Source organism: Undibacterium sp. 14-3-2 (assembly GCF_016595265.1).
GTDB classification, from domain to species: Bacteria; Pseudomonadota; Gammaproteobacteria; order Burkholderiales; family Burkholderiaceae_D; genus Undibacterium; species Undibacterium aquatile.
Map to the genome: position 1 here is coordinate 148,228 of NZ_JAENGS010000001.1, position 24,252 is coordinate 172,479.

Here is a 24,252-nt window from a genome sequence, read left to right on the forward strand (position 1 = left end):
ATGTCCGTGGCCTTCGTGCCACATCAGAAAAAAGGAGTAACAAAAATGAGCAACGAAAACCTCTTCCTTCAATTCAATAACGGCGCAGCTGCAAGCTATGAGATTGAAATCAGGACGGCGCTGAAGAATTTCCAGAATGATTTTCTGACCTACCTGTCAACTGGAAAGCAACCACCGTCTTCCCTCAAACCTTATGAAGTGAAGCAAAACGGCGTTAAGCTTTTTCTGGCGATTGATTTTTCTAAGATCACATCTGTGGCGATCAAAGATGATGGCGGTCGGCCTGTGTAATGGAATAGTGGTCAGGATGTGAAAAAGCGGGCGCCTCAGATGCGCCCGCTTTTCAGAACTCTTCCTACGGATGAGATGCGTTCTGGTTTTACTCCGCCAGCATTTCACGTTTAACGCGGCGGGCGATTTCCCAGTCGAGTTCTTTATCGCGCTTTTTTTCCAGTGCGTCGATGTGGCGCAGTTTTTTGCCTTCGACAAATTCACCCGACAAAATCAGGCGTGGCTTGCTGTCGGCAGAGATCAGGCCTTGCTTGGCCCATGCCGAGCGTGGCAGGGTGGAGCCAGCGAAAATACCGTAGTCTTTGCCGCAGTGGATGCCTTTTTCACCGATCACCGATTCACCGGCCTTGATGTATTTCGCTGCGTATAACGTGGCGGCGGTGGCGATCCAGCGACCGGCGTGGATTTCACCAAACAGGCTGCTGAGTTCGCCTTTGGCGCGGATGCTGCCCCACGCGCTGATGTCGCCCTGACAGCCAATCGCACCGGCGGCGACATTGCCCTGACAGACGATTTCACCGGCAAACAGGCTGCCTTCGACGTCGATATTGGTTTCGCTGAACACTTCGCCCTGGCAATTGCAATCACCGGCAACGTGGATCGCGCTGGCAGCCAGATGGCCGCCGACGAATTGCACTTCGCTGGCTTCGAGGTCGTCATCGAGTTGCAGATTGCCCTGACAATCGAGATCGGCGCAGGACAAATAACCCAGCCCCTGAATATCGCCAAAGCCGCCGAACACATCGTTGTGCTGCTGGCGGTCGAGTATCGCCGGATGCACCAGCAGATCGATAAAGTTTTCACCTTCTTTGAGTTTGCGCTGATCGAGTTCGAGCACGCGCGCCATCCATTCGGCATTGCAGCCGGTTTTGACGAGGAATTCGACATCGATATTGCCGCCCGCATCGAGCGTCTGACCGATGTACAACGATTGCACCTGAATGTCGCCAGTGACGGTCAGTTTGCCGAGGCAAAACACTTCTTCGGCAATCAGGTCGCCATCCACCAGCAGATCACCGCCGACGATCAGTTGCGTGGTGATGGTCACATCGCCCTGAATGTGGACGTCACCGGTGCTGGCGAATTGCTTGCGTTTGAGCGTTTTTGCCTGAAACGGTTCGGGTGCTGCCGGAATCTCAGCAACAGGTTGGGCGGCAGATTTGGCGGCACGTTTAATCATGATGAACCTTAGAAGGTGAGGTTGGAAACAGAAATTCGCGCCATTATCCCAGAATCCGGCGGGCAGACGAAGAAATCCCGCCTGACACGCGCAGGCGGGACAACAAAGGGGATGGGAGTTTGGCCGCTGCTGTGTGCCTGATTGGTCATCGCTGCGCGCTTGCGACGTTAATGCTGAATCGCTGCGTTACGCTGTTTTAGCGCTGCTTAGTCCGCGTCTGGTGCTGGTGGCGATGCTGGTTGTGACCTTGTTGATGGCGGCCTGTTTTGCCTGCCAACATCCCGATAAAATCGAAAAAAGGGGGAGTATCTGCCATTTTACCCATTCATGTCCTTATAAACATTGGGCTTTAAAATATACTCCCCCCAGTATTATTTTTCCTTGCAGCCGCGTTTTTGGGCATCGCGCAAGCTGGTTCAGGCCAACGCAGGTCGGCGAGATCGCGGGCGGCGCTTAACTCGGCAAGGCGTTCAGGCGCCCGGCTTCGGCGAATTCGCGTATCAGCCGTATCGTGTCGATGTCGGCGGCCTGATAGGCGGAACGGCGATAGTCGTTGTACATCTCGTTTTCTTTGTCCTGCTCTTCGGTGGCACCATCGTCGTATTGAAAACGCACAAACAGCGAGTCTGGCTGCGGCTCTTCTATCGTCATACGCAACGATGACTGACGTATCTCGCCTTGCGCTGCGATGTCGTAATGCACATGTTCCAGACGCACAAAACGCACGGTGTCGGTGACGCTCAGTTCGCCATATTTCAGGGTGCGCGTCATGCTGGCTTCGGTGCGGTCTTCGATCAGCGCATCGTCAAGGTAAGACACAAACAGCTTCGGTGACTCGGCACGCAGCACCAGCCCGCGCCACAATTGTTCGCGGGTGATGACTTCGGCTAAGGGATTCAGGATGTCGTTAATCTCGATTAAATGTTCGAATTTCATGGCAATGCCTCAATGTGGAATGCGCGCTAGTTTACTCTTGTTGTCTGTGGTGGGGTAAACACCGCCTTCGCCATCACATGCGGCTACAATAGCGCTTGATTTGCTTTTCACCACACTATGTCCCACGGCCTGAATACTCCCCAACGCAATGCAGTTAACTACATGGACGGCCCTTGTCTGGTGCTGGCCGGGGCGGGTTCGGGCAAAACGCGCGTGATCACGCAAAAAATTGTCAATCTGATCGAGTTGCATGGCTACGAACCCAAGCATATTGCAGCGCTGACCTTTACCAATAAAGCCGCGCATGAAATGCAGGAAAGGATCGCCAAATTGCTGGCCGAGCCGCGTCAGGCCAAGCAACTGACGGTGTCGACGTTTCACTCGCTGGGCGTGAAAATTTTGCGGCAGGAAGCGCAGGCGCTGGGGCTGAAAGACCGCTTTTCGATTATGGACAGCGATGATTGTTTTTCGCTGGTGCAGGATTTGGCGATCACCACCGACAAGCAATTAATCCGCCGCATACAGACTGCGATGTCGCTGTGGAAAAACGCGCTGATCACGCCTGAGCTGGCGCTGAAGCAGGCCAAAGATGATGACGAAGCCACGGCGGCGCGCATTTATGCAAGCTATGTCGCCACGCTGTCGGCGTATCAGGCGGTGGATTTCGATGATCTGATCCGGCTGCCGGTTGAGCTGTTTCGCAGCAATGAGCAAGTGCGCGACAAATGGCAGCGCCGTCTGCGTTATCTGCTGGTCGATGAATATCAGGACACCAATACCTGCCAGTACGAACTGGTGAAATTGCTGGTGACGGGCGTCGGCAAAAAGCCGATGTTTACCGCTGTGGGCGACGACGATCAGGCGATTTACGCGTGGCGCGGCGCGACCATAGAAAATCTAACGACGCTGCAAGTCGATTTTCCTGATCTGGAAATCATTAAGCTCGAACAGAATTACCGTTCCAGTACCCGCATACTGCAAGCGGCGAATGCTGTGATTGGGAATAATCCCAAGCTGTTTGAAAAATCGCTGTGGTCAGAACATGGCCTCGGTGATCCGGTCAAAGTGCTGGGCATGCAGGACGACGAGCAAGAGGCAGAACAAGTCGCCATCATGATCTCGGCGCATCGCTTTGAGCGGCGTGCTAAATATTCCGATTACGCGATACTGTATCGCGGCAATCACCAATCGCGTGTGATCGAACAGGCGTTGCGGCGCGAACGGATTCCGTACACCATTTCCGGCGGCCAGAGTTTTTTTGACCGCGCTGAAATCAAAGACATCATTTCGTATCTGCGCCTGATTGCGAATGAAGACGATGATCCGGCGTTCATCCGCGCGATCACCACGCCGAAACGCGGCGTCGGTCAGGCGACGCTGGAAGTGCTGGGCGCATTCGCCGGGCAGTGGCAATGTTCGCTGTTCGCGGCAGTGTTTAAGGGCGGCATCGAAGCTAAACTCACGGATCGCCAGTTACGCCCGCTGCGCGAATTCTGCACCTTCATCAATCAGGTTGAAGCGCATGCCCACCGCGAAGGTCATGCCAGCGAATTGCTGGATGATCTGATGAAGGAAATTAATTACGAAGGCTATTTGTACGACAGCTTCGATGACCGCGCCGCGCAAAACAAATGGCAAAACGTGCTCGATTTTACGCAGTGGCTGAAAACCAAAGGCAGCGGCGGTAAAGACGGCACTGACGATCACCGCAGCCTGCTCGATCTGACGCAGATGGTGGCGCTGATGTCGATGATGGAAGGCAAGGACGAAGAGCCTGATGCGGTGCGCATGTCCACCTTGCACGCGTCGAAAGGGCTGGAATATCCGCACGTGTTTCTGGTCGGCGTCGAAGAAGGCATTTTGCCGCATAAAGGCGACCCCGATACACCGATAGAAATTCTGGCGGCACGCATAGAAGAAGAACGTCGCCTGATGTATGTCGGCATCACGCGCGCGCAGCGCAGCCTGCACATCACCTGGTGCAAGAAGCGCAAGCGCGCAGGTGTGCCCGTACATTGCGATCCATCACGCTTTATTAAAGAAATGAAACTCGACGAAGGCGACGCCGTCCCCACAGAAGCGGAAGCCCTGACGCCGAAAGAACGGCTCGCCAATCTGAAAGCTTTATTGAGTCAGCCTAAATCAGAGTAGTTGGTATTTCGGTGCGATATCGTTCGTTGCTGATGCAGAAGAATGCCGGACAAATGCCTTGAATTTTGTTGACTAAAATAAAACAAAAAAAGAGAATGCTTCAGCGCAATGATGTGCGCAGCATTTTTTAAAGGGCGCTATGTCGCAAGTGTTAACTGAAAATACAAGCCCCGCCGGTTCTGGCGATCATCAGGCTCAAGAAATGATTGTCGCCAGTAATGGCAGCGTTGGCCTACCTGGTCAGGCGGTGAAGCAAACAATAGCGCATACCAATGAGCAGGCAATAAGTTCTGCCGATTTTGACTGGCGTCGCGAATTGCGTGAACTGATCGCTTTTTTGCGTAAGCCCGTGCGCGGACATGCAAAGGTACTGACACTCAGACAAGGATGGCGGCGCATCGCATTGATGCTGGCGCTGAATTTCTGCTTTATCGTTATCGTGACTTTACCAATCGACGCAGCGCTATATCATTGGGCTGGTCTTGAGGAATCGGTAAAAACTGACGCAACAAAAATCTCCCAATGGGTGATCTCCGTCTTGATTGCACCTTTGGGAGAAGAGTTGGCTTTCAGAGCTGGTTTACGGCAGGTAAAGTACAGCTTGTTTGTTGCCCCTGTGCTGATAGCAATGCTGAATGCGGACAAAATGCTTTCCCTGATCATGGCTGGTATATTGCTGAGCATTGCCGCAGCGGATGCGATACGTTTGCGATACGCGGCCTCTGCTGTCAGTATTCGTTTTGCACGTAGCCGCGCATTTATCCGACGTTATCCCTATGTTTTCTGGATGTACGCCATCAGTTTTGGCCTGGTTCACGTCTCCAATTTTTATTCTACAAATGGTCGTGATTATTGGCTGATCTTTGCCGTGAGTTCACAGCTTTTTGGAGGTGCATTGCTTGGCTATCTGCGATTGCGACAGGGTTTGCGCAGCGCAATCGCATTCCATGCGTTGTTCAATGCAGTGTGTTTATGTACCGATTTATTGTTTCCTTAGTGCACATTCTGCCTGCGTCAGTTGTGCTGCACTTTGCAGTATTTTTTATGGAAAAATGATGATGAATTTTTTATTGTTGAATCAGAGCCTGAAGCGGGTCGCATCGGTGGTCGTTACAGCCCTGATTGCCACTCACAGCCTTGCGCAGGCGGCGGATGAAACGCCCGCCAATGGGATACTGTGGGAAGTGACATCGGCGACGAATACCGCGTATTTATTTGGTTCATTTCACCTCGCCAAAGCCAGCTTTTATCCTTTGCCTGCCGCAGTACAAAACGCGTATCAACAGGCCGATACGCTGGCGGTGGAGGTGGACGCCAGCGACCCGCAATTCAGTCGTAAGTTGATTCCTTTGCTGTCTTATGCCGCGCCGGACAAACTGGAAAATCATCTGCAGAAAGCGACCTGGGAAAGCATGCAGAAGTTGTTGGGGGCTTCTGCCGCGCAGTTTCAGAGCCTCAAACCGGCGATGGTGGCGACTGGCCTGATGATAGGCGTGGTGGCGCAGCAAGGCTATGATCCGGCGCAGGGCATCGACCTGCACTTCATCAAAAGGGCAAAGAAAGACGGCAAGCAACTGGTGGAATTAGAAAGTCTGGAATTTCAGGCGCGTATGCTGGGTGGCTTGAGTGATGAAGATGGTGATGCGATGCTGTCGCAGACTTTACACAGCCTCAGCAATGGCGATGCCGTGCGTGATACCGCGCTGATGGTGCAGGCATGGAAAGCCGGTGATGCCGAGGCGTTGGCGACGATACTGGAAGAAACGGCGAATAAAGATGCCGGGTCGCGCAAGATCATGAAGCTGTTGCTCGATGACCGCAATCCGGCGATGGCAGATCAGATCGTGGCCTTGATGAGCGCGGGAAAAAAAGTGATGATCGTGGTCGGTGCCGGGCACATTACCGGTAAAAACAGTATTACGGATTTGCTCAGGCAACGTGGTTTGCAGGTACGTCAGATGAAACCTGAAATCGCCGCATCGACAGCGTCATCTGCAGCAGTTTCCACGACAGCACAAAAAAAGTAAGGCATGACATTGAAGGCTTTATCCACAGAAAAAAATTATCCTGATCTGCCGTGGGTCTCACTGGAATCGGTCAATGATGTCGAGGCCTGGTTGGATTTGTATGATCGCGAATTGCAGCAACTCGCGGGTAAAAATCCACAGGCCGGTTATGGCGTGTGTTTTACCTTATTGCACGGTGGCGAAGTGTATCTGCACACCAATAGCGATGGCGATATTTTGCTCGATGTCACGCCGGATGCAGCATGGGTGACGCCGGTACTGACTGCCGTGACACAAGTGTCGCCCCCGCGTGGGCAGATCTGGCTGGTGCCGGGGCAGGTGCTGATGCAGTTGATACTGGGCTTGAATAGTCTGATCGCCACCAGCCGTCTGGTGGTGCAACATGAATACCGGATTGTGAAGCGTTGAGCTTGTAAGTTGAGCTTGTAATATGGTGTAAAAAAAGCCTGATCTGACACGATCAGGCTTTTTCATTTCTGCGTCAGTATCTTCGTTATAAAAATCAACTGACAACGCCGTTGCGATCCACCTTCACTACGCGTGAGCCGCCCGCTTTTTTGACATTCACCTGTGCTTCGCAATTGCCGGTAACTTTGACGCTGGCGGTATCGAGTAATAAGTCCTGCGCGCGCAGATCACCTGTACCGCTGAGTCTGGCAGTCAGTTTTTTTGCCGTGCCGTCGATCGTGACATCACCGCTGCGCGACATAATCAGCTCAGCCAGCGTCGCATTTTCCAGCGTGGTATGCAGATTGCCGGAGCCTGACAGGTCTGCCTTCAGACTTTGGCGTATGTTGTTAATGCGCAGGTCGCCGCTGCCATTGCTTTCGATGCGTACATCATCGGCGTTGAGCTGGCTGGCTTTGACCTCGCCGGAACCACGCAGATTAAGATTAAGCACTGCAATATGACCATGCAAGGCCAGATCGCCGGAGCCATTGAGCTGGATATTTGCCAGCGGTAATTGCGAGCTGTCGATATCGAGATCACCGGAGCCGGACGCATCGACCTGCAACTGTTGCATATCACCGTGCAGACTGATGTCGCCGGAACTGTTGCGGTGTATGTTGGCGGAGGCATTTTGCATCGCATCGACTTTCAGGCTGCCGCTGCCATGCACTTCGGCAACGAGTGCGCCGGTCAACTGATGCATTCTGACGTCGCCGGAACTGCGCATATTGACGTTGGCGCTGCCTAACTGTAATTGCCGCAAATCGATGTCGCCGCTGCCGCTGACGCTGAGATCGAGTTGTTTGATTTGTCCACTGACTTTGATGTCGCCGGATGACGTTTGCGTCAGTTCAAATTTCTCTGCCTGGATACTGTTCAGCTCGATATCACCGCTGCCAGATTGCAGCAATTGTTGCAGCTGATTGGCGCTGATGCGGATATTCCCTTGCGGGCTGCGGCCTATGGTCACCGTCGGATTTGTTTTACGCATGATGATCAGGCGCTGGTTTTCCACTACCGTTTCTATGTCCGGCAGCATTTTTTCATCAGCGGTGATTTCCAGCGCTGGTTGTCCGGGTGTAATCACGATGTCGAGAAAACTGCGGTTTTCTATGCTGGTAAAGGCGGTCAGCGTGCGTTTTTCGGTGACGGTTTTACCGTTGTTGATGGTTTTGCCGCTGCTGATGTGTTTGCCGTCAATCTGGATGTCGCATCCGGCGAGCATCAGGATGAACAGGCTGGTCCAGGTGATAGATTTGAGCATGATATGAATGTGATCAGTAATAAGTCGTACACAGGACATACGCAAAACTGTCCGCTGGCGTGACGGCTTGACGCTGCGCATCGGCGTTTCCGGTGCTGCTTTCGTCGCCTATTTAGTCGGATCAATTTTGCAACAGGATGAAGTGTAATCTGAAAACTCCGGAGCGCATCAGCTGTTTGCGACAGAATGCAGAATCAGGATTATCAACGGTAAATTTTACAGATAGATTCACATCTGCCAGCCAGAGAAGTACACTATATAGAACTCATCCCTATTGATGAAATGAGTTCTAAGAACTTCACCAACGGATTTATCAGGCTCATGACAACCCGCCGCCACATACTCAAAAGTAGTTTAGTTCTGACCACACTTGGTTTATTTCGTGAAACGGCCTTCGCACATGGCAATGACAGCAACGCCGGAAAATCTGCGCAATTAGCACCGCCGCCGGATTTATTCGATTCACAGGCACTCGATCTGGATTTCTGGGTCAAGCCGCGCACGCTCGATCTGGTGCGGCCACAATCCGGCGAGCGCAGCAAATTACTGTACTGGAAAGACGGCGAGATGATTGATTCCGCGTATCAGGAATTGTGTCACTTACTGCGCGATGTGAACGGCAAAAAATCGGCACCGATGGACCCGAAATTACTTGAAACGCTGTGGGCGACACAAGCCTATATCGCGCGTTTCGGTATGACCAAGCCGCTGGAGATTTTGTCCGGCTACCGCACGCCGGAATCGAATAAACGCCTTATAGAACAGGGGGTGCCGGCTGCGCGTAAATCCTTGCACATGGATGGCAAGGCGGCCGACATCCGCATTTCACAGTTGCATGAAGAAGTGCTGGGCGGTCTGATCAGCAGTTTCCGTCAGGGCGGCGTCGGCTTTTATTATCGTGCTACGGCAAACGGTGGCTGGATCCATACCGACACCGGTTTGCAGCGCAGCTGGAAAGGCTGAAACAAGGCTGATAGCGACAAAGATAGCAACAACGATAGCGTCTGGCTGCCTGAATGCAATCGTCACAGTTTAAAAAAAATCCCGGTACAGACAATGGTGGTCTGTACCGGGATTTTTTATTGTTGCAGCTTACTTCGCAGGTGCTTTTGCCTTGACCTCGTCCAGCGCAATAAACGTGCTGATTTTTGACGGATCGATATAGCGACGGAACGCCGCGTTCACCTGTTCCAGCGTCAGCGCCTGGATTTTGTCATCCATCGCCTGAGCATAAGACCAGTTACGCTGACGGTACAGATAGTGATTCCAGCCACCGGCGATACCTGCGTCGCTGGTGCGACTTTGCTGACGTTTTTGCAGAATACCGGATTTTGCTTTAGCGAGTTCTTCCGCAGTGAAACCGTCTTTCAGTGCTTTGCTAAGTTCTTCCTGTATCGCCTTTTCCAGTTTTTCCATATTCTGCGGCGCTGCTGTCGCGCTGATGCCGAAACTGCCGACCGGGTCGATATCGCCCGCACTCAGGCTGGAGCCGCCGCCATACGACAGACCATCTTTCTGGCGTATGCGCTCCATCAGACGTGAATTCAGACCGGCGCCGCCGAAGATATAGTTGGCGATACTCAGCGCTGGATAATCAGCATCATCCTCGCGCAAAGCCAGCGTCATTTTGCTGCTGTAAACCGCATTTTCCTTGTCCGGTGTGTTGAACACTTTGCGTATCGCCGGTGGATCAAGACGTTTGCTGACCATGCGGGTGTACGGTGCTTTGCTGACCCAGCCATCAAACATCTGTGCGATCACAGCTTTGGTACTGTCGGCATCGAAATCACCGACGACGGACAACTCGCCTTTGGACGCACCGTAGAATTCTTTGTAATAGGCTTTCACATCATCGAGTTTCACTGCCTTGAAATCAGCGATAGCCTCATCAAGTGTTTTTGCTTCGCGATAATCGCCTTTCGGATACGGATTGAAATACTGCGACATTTCACGCGAGAGTATGCTGCCTGGCTCTTTGCGCGAAGCTTCCAGACCCACCAGACCACGTTCTTTGGCCTGAGTAAATTCGTTTTCCGGAAAACTGGCTTCACGCAGCACATGCGCTACCAGCGCCAGTGCCCCAGGCAGATTGGCTTTGGTGGTCTGGAATGAGAAGATGCCGCCGCTCATTTTGAGTTTTGACATTTCATCAGAGAGCTGGGCGCGGCTGTATTTGCTGGTGCCAGTGCCTAACAAGCCAGCGGTGATGCCGCTGACGATGGCTTTGCCACGCAGGCTGGTTTCATCGCCCCAATGCAGGTTCAGCGCGACATTCACGGTTTCGCCGCGTGTTTTCTTAGGCAGTAGTGCGATTTGCAGATTACCGGCTTTGCTAACTTGCGTACGCTGATCAATATTCGCCGGAGAAGAATCAAACGCCTCACCACTCAGCGTGGATGGCTTGGGTTTGAAGTCTTTCATCACCTCGGCCATGTCCGGCGCTACCGGAATCTCGGCGCGTTGTGGCTTGTCTTCTGGAATGAACATGCCGATGGTGCGGTTGTCGCGCACCAGATAACGTTTTGCGGCAGCAGCGACGCGCTCGGCTGTGATCGCATCAACCGAATCACGCACTTTGAACAGATAGCGCCAGTCGCCTATGGCGACGAATTCCGACATACTGATACCGATGGCTTCGTGGTTGTTCAGCATTTTTTCAAACGCATTGGCCGTATCGCGTTTGATTCTGTCGATTTCTTCTTTGTTCGGCGGATTATTTTTAAAGTCCTCGATTCCTGCCAGCAGAGCCTCTTTGGCGGCATCGACGGATTCGCCTTTTTTGACTATCGCACCTATCGTCATCAGGCCTGGCGCTACCGCCCCGGCACCGCCGGAAAATACCTGCACCACTTTGCCGGTTTCCACCAGTTGTTTATGCAGACGACCATGTGGTGCGCTGGTCAGAATACTACCCGCAAAACTAATATCGTTGCGGTCGCTATGCAGACTCGCAGGGACTTTATAGCCGAGCAAGACGATCTGAATATCACCGCTGCGGCGCACGACGAAACTGCGTTCGCCATCCTGCGTCGGTTCGGTAGTCCAGAATTGCGGCAGTGTACGCGTTGGCTTAGCGATTTTTCCGAACGCAGCGCTGATCCATTGCAACACTTTATCGGTATCGAATTTACCGGCGACCAGCAGCACCGCATTATCCGGCTGGTAGTACATGCGATAAAACGCCTGCAGGTTTTCAATTTTGACGTTTTCGATATCGCTGCGATTGCCTATCGTCGAATTGCCGTAGTTGTGCCAGTCATAGGCAACGCTTTGCATGCGCTTTTGCAAGACATTGCCGGGTGAATTTTCGCCGCGTTCATATTCGTTACGCACGACGCTCATTTCGGTATCGAGATCTTTTTTCGCGATGAAGGAATTGACCATGCGATCAGCTTCCATCGTCAGCGCCCATTTCAGATTGTCATCGTCGGCTTTGAACAATTCAAAATAATTGGTGCGGTCGAGCGAGGTCGTGCCGTTCGATCGCATGCCGCGCTTGTTGAATTCATCGTCGATTTTCGGATTCGCCGGCGTGCCTTTGAATAACAGATGTTCGAGCAAATGCGCCATCCCGGTTTCGCCATAATTTTCATGACGCGAGCCAACCAGATAAGTCATGTTAACGGTGACGGTGGGCTTGGTCGCATCCGGCATCAGCAATACCCGCAGGCCGTTCGGCAGACGATATTCGGTCAGACCTTCGACACTGGTGATCTGGCTCACGCCTTTCGGCAGCGCATCGGCCAGTACGGCGGGCGTGGTGAACAGAATGGCACCGCCCAGAACCAGCGCGCGCAGTACCGGCGTGAGTGAAAACGGAAATGCAGCAGAACGAGATGACATAGTGATCCTGATAGCAGAAACGACAAAACAGGTGTGAAATATACTGGGTGGAGTATGTTGCACACGTCCTTTAAATATGCTGACAACTGAGCGGTTTTATTTAATCAGAGGGGGAGTATCCTGATTAAATGATAATAATAGCAATAAATGGCAATAATAATCGGTGGAATGATGTCCGCAAGCAAAATTATTTTGCGGCTGACTGTGTGTCGAAATTCACTTAACTCTGAATTTTGTTCATCTAATTCTGAACTTTTGGGAGACTTAGATGACATCTCCCGGCAAGCAGCTATGCCATCCACAAGCATTACTTGTGGGCGGCCCCTCTCGACATAATTGTTAGCCATATCTTTGCCACCACTGCTCGTTGTAGTAATCGGAGCATGTAATCATAAGAAAAGGTGTGCTGCCCGTTACATCAAAGTATTGCTCACTTGATCTTGTGGCGGTAGCTCTGAGCTTCTCGACCGTTGCATCGGTGCACTTCCACCAGAATGCATTTTCTTCTTTGACGCCTGAAGAGCTTGATGATGCGTAAAGCTTCGCTGGCTTTTGCGCGGCCACTTTGGCTATTTCGTGAACCGGAAAAACAAACTGGCCTCTTTCGATGGCCTGCTCAATACGATCAGCCAACAGCGAAAGATCCTTTGAGGACGCGGAGAGCAGCACGACATCGTCGTTTCTGAAGTAGAACAGGCCGAGCCTGAGGCTTTGACTCATATGCCTAACGTTGAAGCTGACCCGCGGACCGAGGCTTGCCGAGGGACGTCGGGTCGAGCGACCGGTTAGCAGGCACTAGCAATCCACACCACGCTGAGTGCTTCTTTCCATATCCGCTGCGCCATCCGGCTCAACATATTGACCATGAACACCCAGAAATGAACCAGCGGGGTGATAGCGGCCGTCCGTACCCAGGAACGCCCCGGCAATGTGATACCGACCGTCTTGTCCGAGGAATGACCCGGCATAGTGATAGAGCCCGTCCTGGCCCAGGAAAGAACCTTGCGGGTGGTATCGCCCATCTTGTCCGAGGAAGGCACCGGCGGGATGGTACTTTCCGTCTTTGCCGAGGAATGATCCGGCCGCGTGATATGTCCCGTCTTGTCCGAGAAAATTGCTACCTGGATGATATTTTCCATCCAACCCCAGAGTCTCACCCTTCCGGTGATATTTCCCGTCTAACCCGAGAAATGAACCTGCGGGGTGATACCGGCCATCGGTACCCAGAAATGAACCTTGGGGATGGTATTTTCCATCTACTCCAATAAATGAGCCAACGGAGTGATACTGCCCGTCCGTGCCAAGAAATTTATTCGCCATCAATCTCTCTCCCTTTTGTGCCTGCTAACGTTTGAGATGACCGGCCGCAACGCGGTCAGGGTCGATTGATTTGTTAAGTGATACATCGTACTTTATCATAGGCCAGCGTCCTTCCAAGATACGTAGCTCAACCTTTTCAATAGTCGACCAGAGAGGCCGCAACTCCATGCGCACATTTGAACTTGGCGATGACACTCGGGATGCTCGTGCCATATCTTTTCAAAATAATTCAAAAGCAAAAGATAAAACTCTGACTGATCTGCTTGTTTCGGGAGGCGCGTCATTAGCCCAAGTGTTGGCGAAATTTTTTGGCTTGAGACAATAGCTCTTTCGATTAATCTCAAGAGGATTGGCTGCTTCAATGCTACACAAGCCTGCGAAAAGCGATCACACCATGAAAGATCTCGCTCGCTCCATGCATCTAACAAACTTGAAATATCATCCTCTCCTAATTCTTCAACTAACTCTTCGGCGTGCAGAAACAAATCCTGATAATAATAATCTTCTTCGTCGGAAGATAGCAGATCGTCGAGTTCTTGGAATCGGCTCATGTCACTTAACGTGTTTTAATTTTCATTTTGCAACATTAACCGTCAATGATCAAACTGTCAACATGTTGCAATCCTCTTGAAAGCCGCATGGATATTGGCTATATTTGGTTATACTGATTAAATATACAGTATAACTAAATGGACAAAAGCATCACCCCACAAAAACCGCGCTTGCGGGATCAGGTGCCCGAACGATTGCGTTATAAATATGGTGGCTGGCCGCCTTTATGTCTTGTTACGTGATATCAGGTGATGGTCAGGCGCGCAGTCCGGCTTTGATCATGTCTGCCGCTTTCTCACCTATCATCATGGTTGGCGCATTGGTATTGCCGCCCAGCAGAGTGGGCATGACCGACGCATCGACGATACGCAGACCGTGCAGGCCTATCACTTTCAACTCTGGATCAACCACTGCCATGTTGTCTATGCCCATTTTGCAGGTGCCCACCGGGTGATACACGGTGTCGGCGGTCTGACGGATGACGGCGCGGATGTCATCATCGGTATGCACATTGGCGGTCTGGTAATCGCTGCTGCGGGCATTCGCCAGTGCTGGCGCATCCATCAGTTTGCGGGTGAGTTTGAAACCTTTCAACATGTCTTCCATGTCGTCGGGATGTTCCAGAAAGCGCGGGTTAATCAGTGGCGTTGCCATAGGATCAGGGCTGGCTAACGTGACTTCACCTTTGCTTTTCGGACGTAACAGGCAAACGTGGCACGAGTAGCCATGACCGAGATGCAATTTGCGCGCATGGTCGTCGAGCATCGCCATGACGAAATGTAATTGAATATCTGGCGCAGACAAAGACGGATCGGTTTTCAGAAAGCCGCCACCTTCGGCACCGTTCGAGGTCAGCATGCCGCGCCGTTGCGAGCGATAGCGCATCAGTTCGCGCAGCAGACGCAGGCTGCCAGCGGCAGAAACGCCAAGCAGATCAAGACTTTTCGCGCGATATTTGAACACGAAATCCGGATGATCCTGCAAATTCTGACCAACGCCGGGCAGGTCGTGTACCACAGGGATTCCCATGCTTTGCAGCGCATTCGCATTGCCGACGCCGGACAGCATCAGCAATTGCGGGGTCTGCAAAGCACCGCCTGCGAGTAATACTTCATGCCGTGCATGCAGAGTTTTTTTCTGACCGTTTTGCAGCATTTCTACGCCGACGGCACGCTTGCCTTCAAACAGAATTCTGGTCACATAGCAGCCGGTTTCTACGCGCAGATTTGGCCGCTTGCCCATGTGCGGCCGCAGATACGCGCGCGATGCACTCCAGCGTTCACCATTGTGCTGGGTCAGCTGATACAAGCCTATGCCTTCCTGTTCGGCACCATTGAAATCGGTATTGATGCGAAAGCCCGCCTGTTTGCCCGCCTCGATCAGTAATTGCTGATACGGGTTATCGGTGCGCAACTCGCTGACATGCAGCGGCCCGGCATTGCCGTGGTAGGCGTCATGATGGGTTTCATTATTTTCTGAACGTTTGAAATACGGTAAAACCTCGTCATACGACCAGCCGGTGTTGCCCAGTGCTGCCCAGTGATCGTAATCCTGCCGGTGTCCACGCACGTAAATCATTGCATTCAGACCGGAAGAGCCGCCCAGCATTTTGCCGCGCGGCTGATAGCCACGGCGTCCATTCAGGCCGGGTTGTGGCACGGTTTCAAACGCCCAGTTATTCAGTTTTCCTGGCAGCATGGCAACCACACCAGCGGGCGTATTCACCACCAGACTGTCGCCACCGCTGCCCGCTTCCAGCACGGTCACGCTGAGATCCGGGTCTTCAGTCAGGCGTCCGGCCACAGCACAACCGCCGGAACCACCGCCGACCACAATATAGTCGCTGATATTATTCATGTGTCTCTCTCTTTGGATGAGGCTGTACGCGATGGCATCGCCAGCGTCAGGCCTGTTGTTTTATTTTTCCGGTGTACGGTACGGTGATATTAGTATGCCGTTTCGGTTAAAGTAAGGACATTTACTGCCACGTTGTCAGACCATCACAGATGAACCAGCCTGCGCCCACCATATCAACACTCTTGTCGGTACAAGATGCGGTATTTCCTGCTCATCCGTTCAGCGGAGTGCTGGCGATCGCGCGTGAGCAGGATTGGCGTTGGCAGGATATGTTTCCCGCCTTTGCCGAGCATCACGATAACCGCATCAATTATACCCAGGCACGCGAAGGCTTGTTACAGGCGCGACACCGCGGTGGCGCTGATCTGGGGCTGCGATCCGGTACGCGCAAAGCCTTGCCGCAACTGGGGCAGATGGCCACCGGTATGCGCGCGCAGGAAACGCTGGCGCAGGCTTTGCAATTCGGTCTCGACTATCAACTGATCGCCGGCTCTATGGTGCATCTGCAACTGGAAGCGGGGCCGCAACAATCGGCACTGCTTGCCTTGCCTTTATTCGACGATGCGGAATTGCAGGATTTTCTGGAAGTCGATCATCTGGTCACCGCCATCAATGCGGCGCGCCAATTGTGTGGCCGCCGCTTTCCGCTGGTAAGGGCGGAACTGCGTTTGCAGCCCGGCGCGAGCCTGACAGCGTACGAAAAATTCTTTGCCTGCCCGGTGATCGCAGGTGCTGATGTCAGTCGTATTGTGATCGACAACCAGGTGTTGCAAATGGCGTTGCCGCAACCGGATGCGCTGCTGGCACATACTTCGCACGATGCCTGTCAGGCGGAACTGGCGGCGGTTGGTGTGCTTGGACGGCAAAGCCTGCTGCGCACCCTGACTGCGCTTCAGTGTGAATTGCACAGCGTGGCACAGACGGCATCTGTCCTGGGTACCAGCGAACGTTCTTTGCATCGTTTGCTGGCGCGCGAAGGAACCTCGTATTTCCAGATTGCCGAAACTATCCGCATCGGACGGGCGCGGCAATTACTGCAAACCGGCCTGAGTCTGGAACGCATTGCGGAAGAACTCGGCTATTCCGACAGTCGCAGTTTCCGGCGTGCATTCAGACGCTGGACGACGCAGACCCCGGCTGAATTCCGTCAGAGTCAGGCGCAGACACAGCTGCGTTGAATCCCAGATTTCAGGTGATGGCAGACGCTGGCGGTACGCACGCCGGTAAGCTGAACCAGAATGTCGAGCCTTCACCGGGGCAACTCAGGAAAAAGATTTCACCCTGCATTTTTTCGACCAGCGCTTTGGTGATGGCCAGCCCTAAACCGGTTCCCCCCTGGCGACGGGTATTGGTGCCGTCGGCCTGCGTAAACGGTTCAAATAATTGCGTCTGAAAATCGAGTGGAATGCCGGGGCCGCGATCACTGACGGCGATATGATGATGGCTCTGTTCCTGATAAATTCTGACGGTCACACTTTCACCTTCGGGTGAGAATTTAGCCGCGTTCGAGATCAGATTTGCCATCACCTGCATCAGCCTGTCGTGGTCACCCAGACTCCAGGCCTGCATCACTTGTTGTTCCATGATCAGCCCGACGCGTAACGAGCTGGTGTAGGCTTCGTTCGCTTCCATCGCATTGTGCAGCATCTCGATCAGATCGATAGGCTCAGAACGGATATTCATTTTGCCGTTGTTCAGTTTATCGATGTCGAGAATATCGTTGACCAGATTCACCAGGCGCTTGCTGTTATTGTGCGCGATCCGTATCAATTGCCGGGCCGCATCAGGTAAGGTGCCGCCGACGCCGGATTCCAGCAAACCAAGTGAGCCGCGGATTGAGGTCAGGGGCGTGCGCAGTTCGTGGCTGACCATCGACACGAATTCCGTCTTGAGCTGATTGATACGCTGGCGTTCGCTGATATCCATGACAAAGACGACCCACTCGCGCGGCGAATTTTCCAGATAACCCAGACCCACCAGCACCGGTATTGCCGAACCATCGGCACGTCGCAGCATGACTTCGAACGGCGCCGTGGTACCGGTGCTGAGCATTTCTGTATATGCCTGATGTACCAGATACTGATCCTGCTCTGACAACACGACTCGCCACAGAAACTGCTCTGCCAGCAGACTTTCACGCGAGTATCCGGACAACTGGCAAAACATGCGGTTCACGTCCGTCAGACGGGAGCCGTCACTGCCATACAAAATACCGATCAGGCTGGAATTCATGATGCGCTGCAAGCGGCTTTCGCTTTCGCGCAGCGCATCCATGGTCTGGCGCTGTTCAGTAATGTCTTCGACCATCCAGACTGCCCCTTTTTCGTAGGTTTCCGCGGGCAGGGCGCGACCAGCGACACGCGCCATGAATGACTCGCCATTGGCGCGCCGCAGATACCATTCAAGCTCTACCAGTTCATCGGCTTCGAGACGCGGTATCACTGCCTGACCGAAGGCGCGGTAGTCTTCATCGTTGTGGTACAGAAAAGTGGTTTTTACCCCTATCATTGATTTCGCATCAGGGAAGCGGCACAAATCGGCGAGAGCCTCATTGGCGCGGATGATGACGCCGTTGCTGACGAACATAATGCCTACCGGCGCGTTGGCGATCAGAATTTCCAGTTCGCGCGCCAATTCTTTATAACGGACATTATTCGAGCGCAGCAATTCCTGATTCAGCTGCAATTGTTCTTCTGTGCGTTTGCGTTCCGTAATGTCGATGTGGGTGCCGACGATACGCACGGCACGCTGATTTTCATCCCATTCGACAGCGGCCCCGAGTGACATAATCCAGCGCCATTCGCCTGCACGATTTTTCTGTCGGAATTCGGCGTGGTAATCGGTTTTGCCTTTCGAGGCAAAATGGATGCGATAGGCTTCTTTTATTCCGGCAACATCGTCCGGATGCACGCTGTGCTTCCAGAAGTAATCCCAGAATGCAAACGGATCGGCAAACTCTTCGATCGAGTGTTCGATCATGTTGCTGTATTCGGGACTGAAGGTGGCCGCGCCGGTGTTCAGGTTGATGTCGTACAAACCCTGATTCGAGGCCTGCATGACCAGTCGCCGCTGTTGTTCCGCCGTGATTAAGCTGCGCTCAGTCTGTTTGCTGCGGGTCTGATCCATAAAGCAGCCATGCCAGAGCAGACTGCCGTCGGCCTGCAGTTCCGGGCTGGCCTCGCCCGCCATCCAGCGCTCTTCGCCATTCTTGAGAACGATGCGGAATTCATGCGTCCAGACGTGCAGATGTTCAGCCGCCGTGCGGACGCTGAGCATGAATGCAGATAAATCTGCCGGATGCACTTTTCTGAACAGAATATTGACGTCTGTGCATAGTTCTGCGGCACTGAATTCAAACAAACGTTCAACCGCCTCGCTTGCATAATTGAAACAAAAGCGTTCGGCGGAAAAACGTTGATACTGAAAAAAAACTGCCGGCAGAAAGCGCGAGAAATTATTCAGCAAGGCTTGGCTGACTTTCAGCGCTTTCAGCTCTGCTGCCGTGATCTCTGCAGCAACCGGGTTGGGTGGCGTTGGTGTGACAGACATCAGCTTGCTTAAAAAAAACAGAAAAAATGTGCAGAAAATTGGGTGTTTAACGCACAACCGATATCATGCCCATGATCGGCAGCGAGCCGTTGTTGCTGCCGTTGCTGCGTATCTCAGATGACAGCAGGAAACCTGATGTTACGGGTGCTGCGTGATGATCTGATTGAAGAAATCATACACGCCTTGTTCACTCATTTTGCGAGCATTCGACAATTCACCACCTTTCGATGCAAACAAGACACTGTTATCTGCTTTTAAAACGACAGCGGCCGGAATACCCTTTTTAATCGGGTTGCCGTAGCTGTTTGCCAGCGCCAGATTTTTATCAAACTGACCAACATCGACTTTGACCAGCACGAATTTGCTGGCGATCAGGGCGGCGCTTTGTCCTTGCATAGAACGGTCGAGCTCCAGACAATCCTTGCACCAGTTCGCGCCGAAAATCACCAGCACTTTTTTGTTGCTGGCCTGTGCCTGCGTCAGCGCTTTGGCGACTGCGGCGGGCGCATCAGCAGTTTCGTCATATGGTCTGGCAACGTCGGCATGTGCAAGGTTTAACGCAAGACCAATCGTGCATGCGGAAATGAGTCTGGAGACAAAGGAGAAAGTTTTTTTCATGTTGAAGCCGCAGGAAAGGAAAACTTTCAGATAGTGACGTAATTTTTGCGCTTTGTCATCGCTGATATGGCGCAAAACAGGCTTAATTAACTGTATGTTTATACAGTTTTATGACAAAAAACAGATAGAATAGACATATTCAGGGCAATGGTACGCGGGCTTAAAAATTCATTCAGTGTGATTGCAACAAATGTATCCGGCACGGGAAAATCAGATGACCGGGATACTGATGTCCTGTTCATCGCAGCTGAAATCTTCTCACTGATATTGTCATTATGACGCTGACTCCTACGTTGATTCATACGCGCCGCATTGCGCATTTAGATATGGATGCATTTTATGCATCCGTAGAGCTGTTGCGCTATCCGGAACTGAAAGGACATCCAGTTGTGATCGGTGGACGTCAGGAATATGCGCCAATCGTTGATGAAGATGGCAGCCGCCGTTTTTTTTATCTGAAAAATTATGCAGGTCGCGGCGTCGCGACGACCTCCACATATGAGGCGCGCGCACTTGGTGTTTTTTCTGCAATGGGTCTGATGAAAGCAGCTCAATTAGCACCGGATGCTTTTTTATTGCCGGCGAATTTTGATGCGTATCGTCATTATTCCAGGTTGTTCAAAAATGCCGTTGCCAGCATTGCACCTGAGATTGAAGACCGGGGCATAGATGAAATTTATATTGACTTGACCGGTATTCCAGAGGAGTCGGCGACGCTCGCTGCAAGAATTAAACAAGCGGTTGTCGCGGCAACGGGCTTGTCCTGCTCAATTTGCGTCGCGCCGAACAAGTTATTGGCCAAGATCGGTTCCGAGTTAGATAAACCCAATGGTTTGACGATTTTAAATGAGGAAGATATCCCACTGCGGATATGGCCTTTACCTGTGAAGAAAATAAATGGTATCGGCCCAAAAGCAGCGGAACAGTTGCTGCGCCTGAATATCGTCACCATCGGGCAATTGGCCGAGGCTGATCCAGAATTACTGCAGAATACCTTCGGGCGAAATTATGCGTTATGGCTGTATAACAGTGCGCGCGGTATTGATGAGCGGGAAATTACAACAAGTTCGGACCCTAAAGTGATTAGTCGTGAGACCACTTTTGAGCGTGACTTGCATGCACATCGTGACCGCGAAACGTTGTCGGTCATCTTTACCGATCTCTGTAAACGCTTGAGCAACGATCTCAGAAACAAAGGCTATGTCTGTCGCACGATAGGGATCAAGGTCCGGTATGCGGATTTCCGTATTGCGACCCGGGACATCCGATTGCCCGCGACAACGGCAAGCGCAGAAGTGATCCGCAGGTATGCAGGTGAGTGTGTACGCCGCTTACCTTTGGATAAAAAACTGCGATTGCTCGGTGTGAAGGCCAGCAGTTTATCTAAAGCCGATACGGATGAAGACAAAACAAAGCAATTGCAAATTGATTTGTTCGACTGATCATCGTCATCCTTTCAGGATGAATGCGCATCAGACTACCTTACGAAAGCGTTGTATTGCGGCATTGACCATCCCTTCCGTACTACCACTTTCGTCATATTGATGACGAAGATAATGGGCGTCGTTGCCTTCGTGTGCAATTTGTTCTAAATGCGAGAGTGCTTCTTGACTACCGAGAGTTGCAGCATAAGGTTCCATGCGTCGCAAGCTGGTTAAAATATCTTCGCGTAATGAACACCCGACATAAGTCTTGGGATGTACCACGGTTCCGTCGAGGCCGAAGCGGCATGCCTGAAAGCGGTTATAGTTGTAGACAAGGTAGTCGTCTTCTTCTGGCGCTGCTTCGCGTTTTTCTAACAAATAGGCACACAGCATTTGCAGATAGGCGGCCAATGCTGCCGCCCGTTCCACTGTCAGCGGCGTATCGCAGACGCGGAGTTCTATCGTTCCGTATTCAGGTTTAGGGCGGATATCCCAATAAAAATCCTTCATGCTTTTGACGACACCGGTCTTTTCCATTTTTGCAAAATACTGATGTTCAAAATCGTCCCACTTCAATAGAAATGGCGCTCGCCCTGATAAGGGAAATGCAAAGACCGAGTTCAGCCTGGCTGAGTTGAACAGGGTATCGCCACCCTGGACATAGGGCGATGACGCCGATAAAGCGATGAAATGCGGAACATAGCGGCTCAGTGCATGCAATAGGAACAAAGCGTTGTCGCCGGAAGTGCAGCCGATATGTACGTGCTGACCGAAAATAGTGAATTGTTTGGCCAGATAGCCATACAGTTGGGAAACCTCTTTAAAGCGTGGCTTGGAATAAATTTTTCGGTCAGTCCATTTTTGAAACGGATGCGTACCGCCGCCGCAGATGCCGATATTGAGCCGGTCGGCTGCGGTTACGAGCGTGTCGCGTATCTCTTGCAGTTGCTTTTCTATACTGTTGTGGTTGTGTTGAACATCGGTACAGATCTCTATCATGCTTTCCGTAATTTCGGGAGTGACATTTCCGGGAAATGGTGCGCGTTTCAGGAGATGTAATAAATCAGGGCTGGCAGGCGTTAAATCAAAACTCGATAAGCTGATTAATTGCAACTCGAGTTCCACACCAACCGACAAAGCTTCCGAATCGTTGAATATTTCTAATGGCATGTTATTTCTCCGAATGTTCAGGTGTTTCCTGCGCCCAGATCAGTGCGCGTTGCGTTAACAGCGGGCCGACAATGTCCAGCATTAAGGTCATCGCTGCCAATGCGGTCAATTCGTCGACCAAAGCGATCCCCAGATAGCGTGTTTGTTCCAGCATCAGAATGACAAAAACAGAAATGGGGGAGAGCGCCAGACCCGTCAGCAGACCTTTGCGATAAGTGATTCCACTGACATGAGCAAACGCCGTACTGGCGACCGCTTTCGTGAGCAGGCGGGAGCAAACCAGCAGAATACCCAGGCCTGCACCTGCCCAGACGCGCGACCATTCCAGTGTTGATGCCGCATAAAAAAACAGCATTACCGTCAGCATGTCTCCCAGCGGGCCGAAATTGCGTTGCGCCTGATTCAATGTCACACGCCGATGACGTGCCATTAGGCCAAAACTCAGCGTGGCCAGGATAGGTGAAAGTTTTGCGACATGGGTCAGTGCCACCAATGCGACGACGGCAAAGGCAAATGCGATCGTTGCGTCGCGCGCCAGACTACCAAGCTCACGTAATACCAGCGGCAGTAAAATGCCAAACGCTGCGCCTAACAGGGCGGATAAAACTAATACCTGAAGGCTGCCGGTGATCGCTTGCAAGATGCTGCCGGAGCTCTGGAATATCCAGAAGGCGACGACTACCTTGAAAGTGAATACTGCGAGCACACAATTAATCGCGGTTAAATGCAAGACCCGTTCAGTGACCTGACCTGCACTATGTTGTTCGTTGATGACGCGCAGAATGCCGGCCGGCGAGGTGGACATCGCTAAGGCAGCAAGCAACAGTGCGGTGAAGTTGGCGCTACCGTACCATTGCGCGATGGCGAACACGACGATAAAGGTCAAGCCTGATTCGAGCACCCCAGTCATACCTATCCAGGGATTGGTACGCGACCAGCGTAAATTAATCCGATAGCCAAATTCAAACAGAATCAAGCCGAAGGCAACATTGGCCATCAGCAGTATGGAGCTGTTATCCGGCAGCGTTAAGATGCCCCATTGCACGTTAGCCAGAGCGAAGCCACATAAGCCATAGCTGCTGATACGGGGTAAGCCAGTCCAGCGATACAGAAATTCCCCAGCCAGCCACGTAAGGGCAATTGCTAAAGGCCACATGAGTTCGGGAGTCATAAAATTGATGTCGGGCATGCTTCCGCCTTTCTGATGTTTTATGTTGATCGCATCACTTCGCTGAACAAATGTTCAGGTATGGATGCGCAGAGAAAGTCACCGTGTTTCCCGCGACAAGATATGTGCGGATCAGCTTGTCGCTGAAGCCGCAGATGTTCAGTGTCTGTTGACCTGAACGTTACCTGGGCCGGTACAGATTTGTATCGGGAGTCCAGCCAGTGAGGTGCAGTTGCTTTGGTTTAGCCAGTTAAACAGAGATGCTCAGGCGGGTACAACAGAATTTAAAGTTAATAGATGGCAGCAGATTGCAATATGGTCTGACGAGCGTTGCGCTGACTACCTCGTCGCTGCGGTGAAAGGGATGCCGGAACAGACATATTCGTTTTCTCAAAAGCCAGCACGACATAATGGAAGCCGATTCACCAACTGCCAGACAAACAAAAAACACA

Annotated in this window: 20 protein-coding genes; 8 read left to right on the forward strand and 12 right to left on the reverse strand. The window is 52.2% G+C overall.

Annotated elements, in window-relative coordinates; translation table 11 throughout:
• Positions 1-45 precede the first annotated feature (45 nt).
• Positions 46-291, forward strand: a complete 246-nt coding sequence (locus tag Undi14_RS00665) for a hypothetical protein (RefSeq protein WP_200177527.1) — start codon at positions 46-48, stop codon at positions 289-291.
• 88 nt (positions 292-379) lie between these two features.
• Here Undi14_RS00665 and Undi14_RS00670 read toward each other — a convergent pair whose 3' ends face one another.
• Complete coding sequence (locus Undi14_RS00670) at positions 380-1,471, reverse strand: polymer-forming cytoskeletal protein (RefSeq protein WP_200177528.1); 1,092 nt, start codon at positions 1,469-1,471, stop codon at positions 380-382.
• A 453-nt stretch (positions 1,472-1,924) separates the two neighbouring features.
• Complete coding sequence (locus Undi14_RS00675) at positions 1,925-2,407, reverse strand: AtaL-like protein (RefSeq protein WP_200177529.1); 483 nt, start codon at positions 2,405-2,407, stop codon at positions 1,925-1,927.
• A 117-nt stretch (positions 2,408-2,524) separates the two neighbouring features.
• Here Undi14_RS00675 and Undi14_RS00680 point away from each other — a divergent pair, with 117 nt between their 5' ends.
• The 4 genes from Undi14_RS00680 (at position 2,525) to Undi14_RS00695 (ending at position 6,993) form a co-directional block, all read left to right on the forward strand.
• Positions 2,525-4,558 carry a UvrD-helicase domain-containing protein gene (locus Undi14_RS00680; RefSeq protein WP_200177530.1) on the forward strand — a complete coding sequence of 678 codons (2,034 nt, stop codon included), beginning with the start codon at positions 2,525-2,527 and terminating at the stop codon, positions 4,556-4,558.
• 139 nt (positions 4,559-4,697) lie between these two features.
• Positions 4,698-5,555: a type II CAAX prenyl endopeptidase Rce1 family protein gene (locus tag Undi14_RS00685; RefSeq protein WP_200177531.1), complete on the forward strand. Its 858-nt coding sequence runs from the start codon at positions 4,698-4,700 to the stop codon at positions 5,553-5,555.
• 58 nt (positions 5,556-5,613) lie between these two features.
• Positions 5,614-6,585 carry a TraB/GumN family protein gene (locus Undi14_RS00690; protein ID WP_200177532.1) on the forward strand — a complete coding sequence of 324 codons (972 nt, stop codon included), beginning with the start codon at positions 5,614-5,616 and terminating at the stop codon, positions 6,583-6,585.
• Positions 6,586-6,588: 3 nt separating this feature from the next.
• On the forward strand, positions 6,589-6,993 hold the full coding sequence (locus Undi14_RS00695; protein WP_186884058.1) for a hypothetical protein: 405 nt from the start codon (positions 6,589-6,591) through the stop codon (positions 6,991-6,993).
• Between the two features lie 94 nt (positions 6,994-7,087).
• On the opposite strand, the gene Undi14_RS00700 is transcribed toward Undi14_RS00695, so the two are convergent.
• Positions 7,088-8,299, reverse strand: coding sequence for a GIN domain-containing protein (locus Undi14_RS00700; protein WP_200177533.1), 1,212 nt, complete (start codon positions 8,297-8,299; stop codon positions 7,088-7,090).
• Positions 8,300-8,620: 321 nt separating this feature from the next.
• Between Undi14_RS00700 and Undi14_RS00705 the strand changes: the two genes are divergently transcribed.
• On the forward strand, positions 8,621-9,262 hold the full coding sequence (locus Undi14_RS00705) for a DUF882 domain-containing protein (RefSeq protein ID WP_200177534.1): 642 nt from the start codon (positions 8,621-8,623) through the stop codon (positions 9,260-9,262).
• 129 nt (positions 9,263-9,391) lie between these two features.
• Here the strand turns inward: Undi14_RS00705 and Undi14_RS00710 are convergent, their stop codons facing one another.
• The 5 genes from Undi14_RS00710 to Undi14_RS00730 all read right to left on the reverse strand — a co-directional run bounded on the left by Undi14_RS00710 (position 9,392) and on the right by Undi14_RS00730 (position 15,871).
• On the reverse strand, positions 9,392-12,142 hold the full coding sequence (locus tag Undi14_RS00710; RefSeq protein ID WP_200177535.1) for a pitrilysin family protein: 2,751 nt from the start codon (positions 12,140-12,142) through the stop codon (positions 9,392-9,394).
• Positions 12,143-12,481: 339 nt separating this feature from the next.
• Positions 12,482-12,862: a hypothetical protein gene (locus tag Undi14_RS00715; RefSeq protein WP_200177536.1), complete on the reverse strand. Its 381-nt coding sequence runs from the start codon at positions 12,860-12,862 to the stop codon at positions 12,482-12,484.
• 65 nt (positions 12,863-12,927) lie between these two features.
• Entirely contained in the window at positions 12,928-13,281 is a 354-nt protein-coding gene (locus Undi14_RS00720; RefSeq protein ID WP_200177537.1) for a hypothetical protein, read from the reverse strand.
• A gap of 276 nt (positions 13,282-13,557) precedes the next feature.
• Positions 13,558-14,013, reverse strand: a complete 456-nt coding sequence (locus Undi14_RS00725) for a hypothetical protein (protein ID WP_200177538.1) — start codon at positions 14,011-14,013, stop codon at positions 13,558-13,560.
• Between the two features lie 256 nt (positions 14,014-14,269).
• The gene (locus tag Undi14_RS00730) at positions 14,270-15,871 is read right to left on the reverse strand and encodes a GMC family oxidoreductase (protein ID WP_200177539.1); all 1,602 of its coding nucleotides are present in this window, start codon (positions 15,869-15,871) and stop codon (positions 14,270-14,272) included.
• Between the two features lie 149 nt (positions 15,872-16,020).
• On the opposite strand from Undi14_RS00730, the gene Undi14_RS00735 reads away from it, so the two are divergent.
• On the forward strand, positions 16,021-17,049 hold the full coding sequence (locus Undi14_RS00735; RefSeq protein WP_200177540.1) for an AraC family transcriptional regulator ligand-binding domain-containing protein: 1,029 nt from the start codon (positions 16,021-16,023) through the stop codon (positions 17,047-17,049).
• 10 nt (positions 17,050-17,059) lie between these two features.
• On the opposite strand, the gene Undi14_RS00740 is transcribed toward Undi14_RS00735, so the two are convergent.
• A complete protein-coding gene (locus tag Undi14_RS00740; RefSeq protein ID WP_200177541.1) occupies positions 17,060-19,420 on the reverse strand; it encodes a PAS domain-containing sensor histidine kinase in 2,361 nt (786 codons plus the stop codon).
• A gap of 138 nt (positions 19,421-19,558) precedes the next feature.
• The gene (locus tag Undi14_RS00745; protein ID WP_186884049.1) at positions 19,559-20,038 is read right to left on the reverse strand and encodes a thioredoxin family protein; all 480 of its coding nucleotides are present in this window, start codon (positions 20,036-20,038) and stop codon (positions 19,559-19,561) included.
• Between the two features lie 275 nt (positions 20,039-20,313).
• Between Undi14_RS00745 and dinB the strand changes: the two genes are divergently transcribed.
• Positions 20,314-21,480, forward strand: a complete 1,167-nt coding sequence (gene dinB, locus Undi14_RS00750; protein ID WP_200177542.1) for a DNA polymerase IV — start codon at positions 20,314-20,316, stop codon at positions 21,478-21,480.
• A 30-nt stretch (positions 21,481-21,510) separates the two neighbouring features.
• Here dinB and Undi14_RS00755 read toward each other — a convergent pair whose 3' ends face one another.
• Positions 21,511-22,632: a YbdK family carboxylate-amine ligase gene (locus Undi14_RS00755; RefSeq protein WP_200177543.1), complete on the reverse strand. Its 1,122-nt coding sequence runs from the start codon at positions 22,630-22,632 to the stop codon at positions 21,511-21,513.
• Position 22,633: 1 nt separating this feature from the next.
• Positions 22,634-23,821, reverse strand: coding sequence for a cation:proton antiporter (locus Undi14_RS00760; protein ID WP_200177544.1), 1,188 nt, complete (start codon positions 23,819-23,821; stop codon positions 22,634-22,636).
• Between the last annotated feature and the right edge of the window lie 431 nt (positions 23,822-24,252).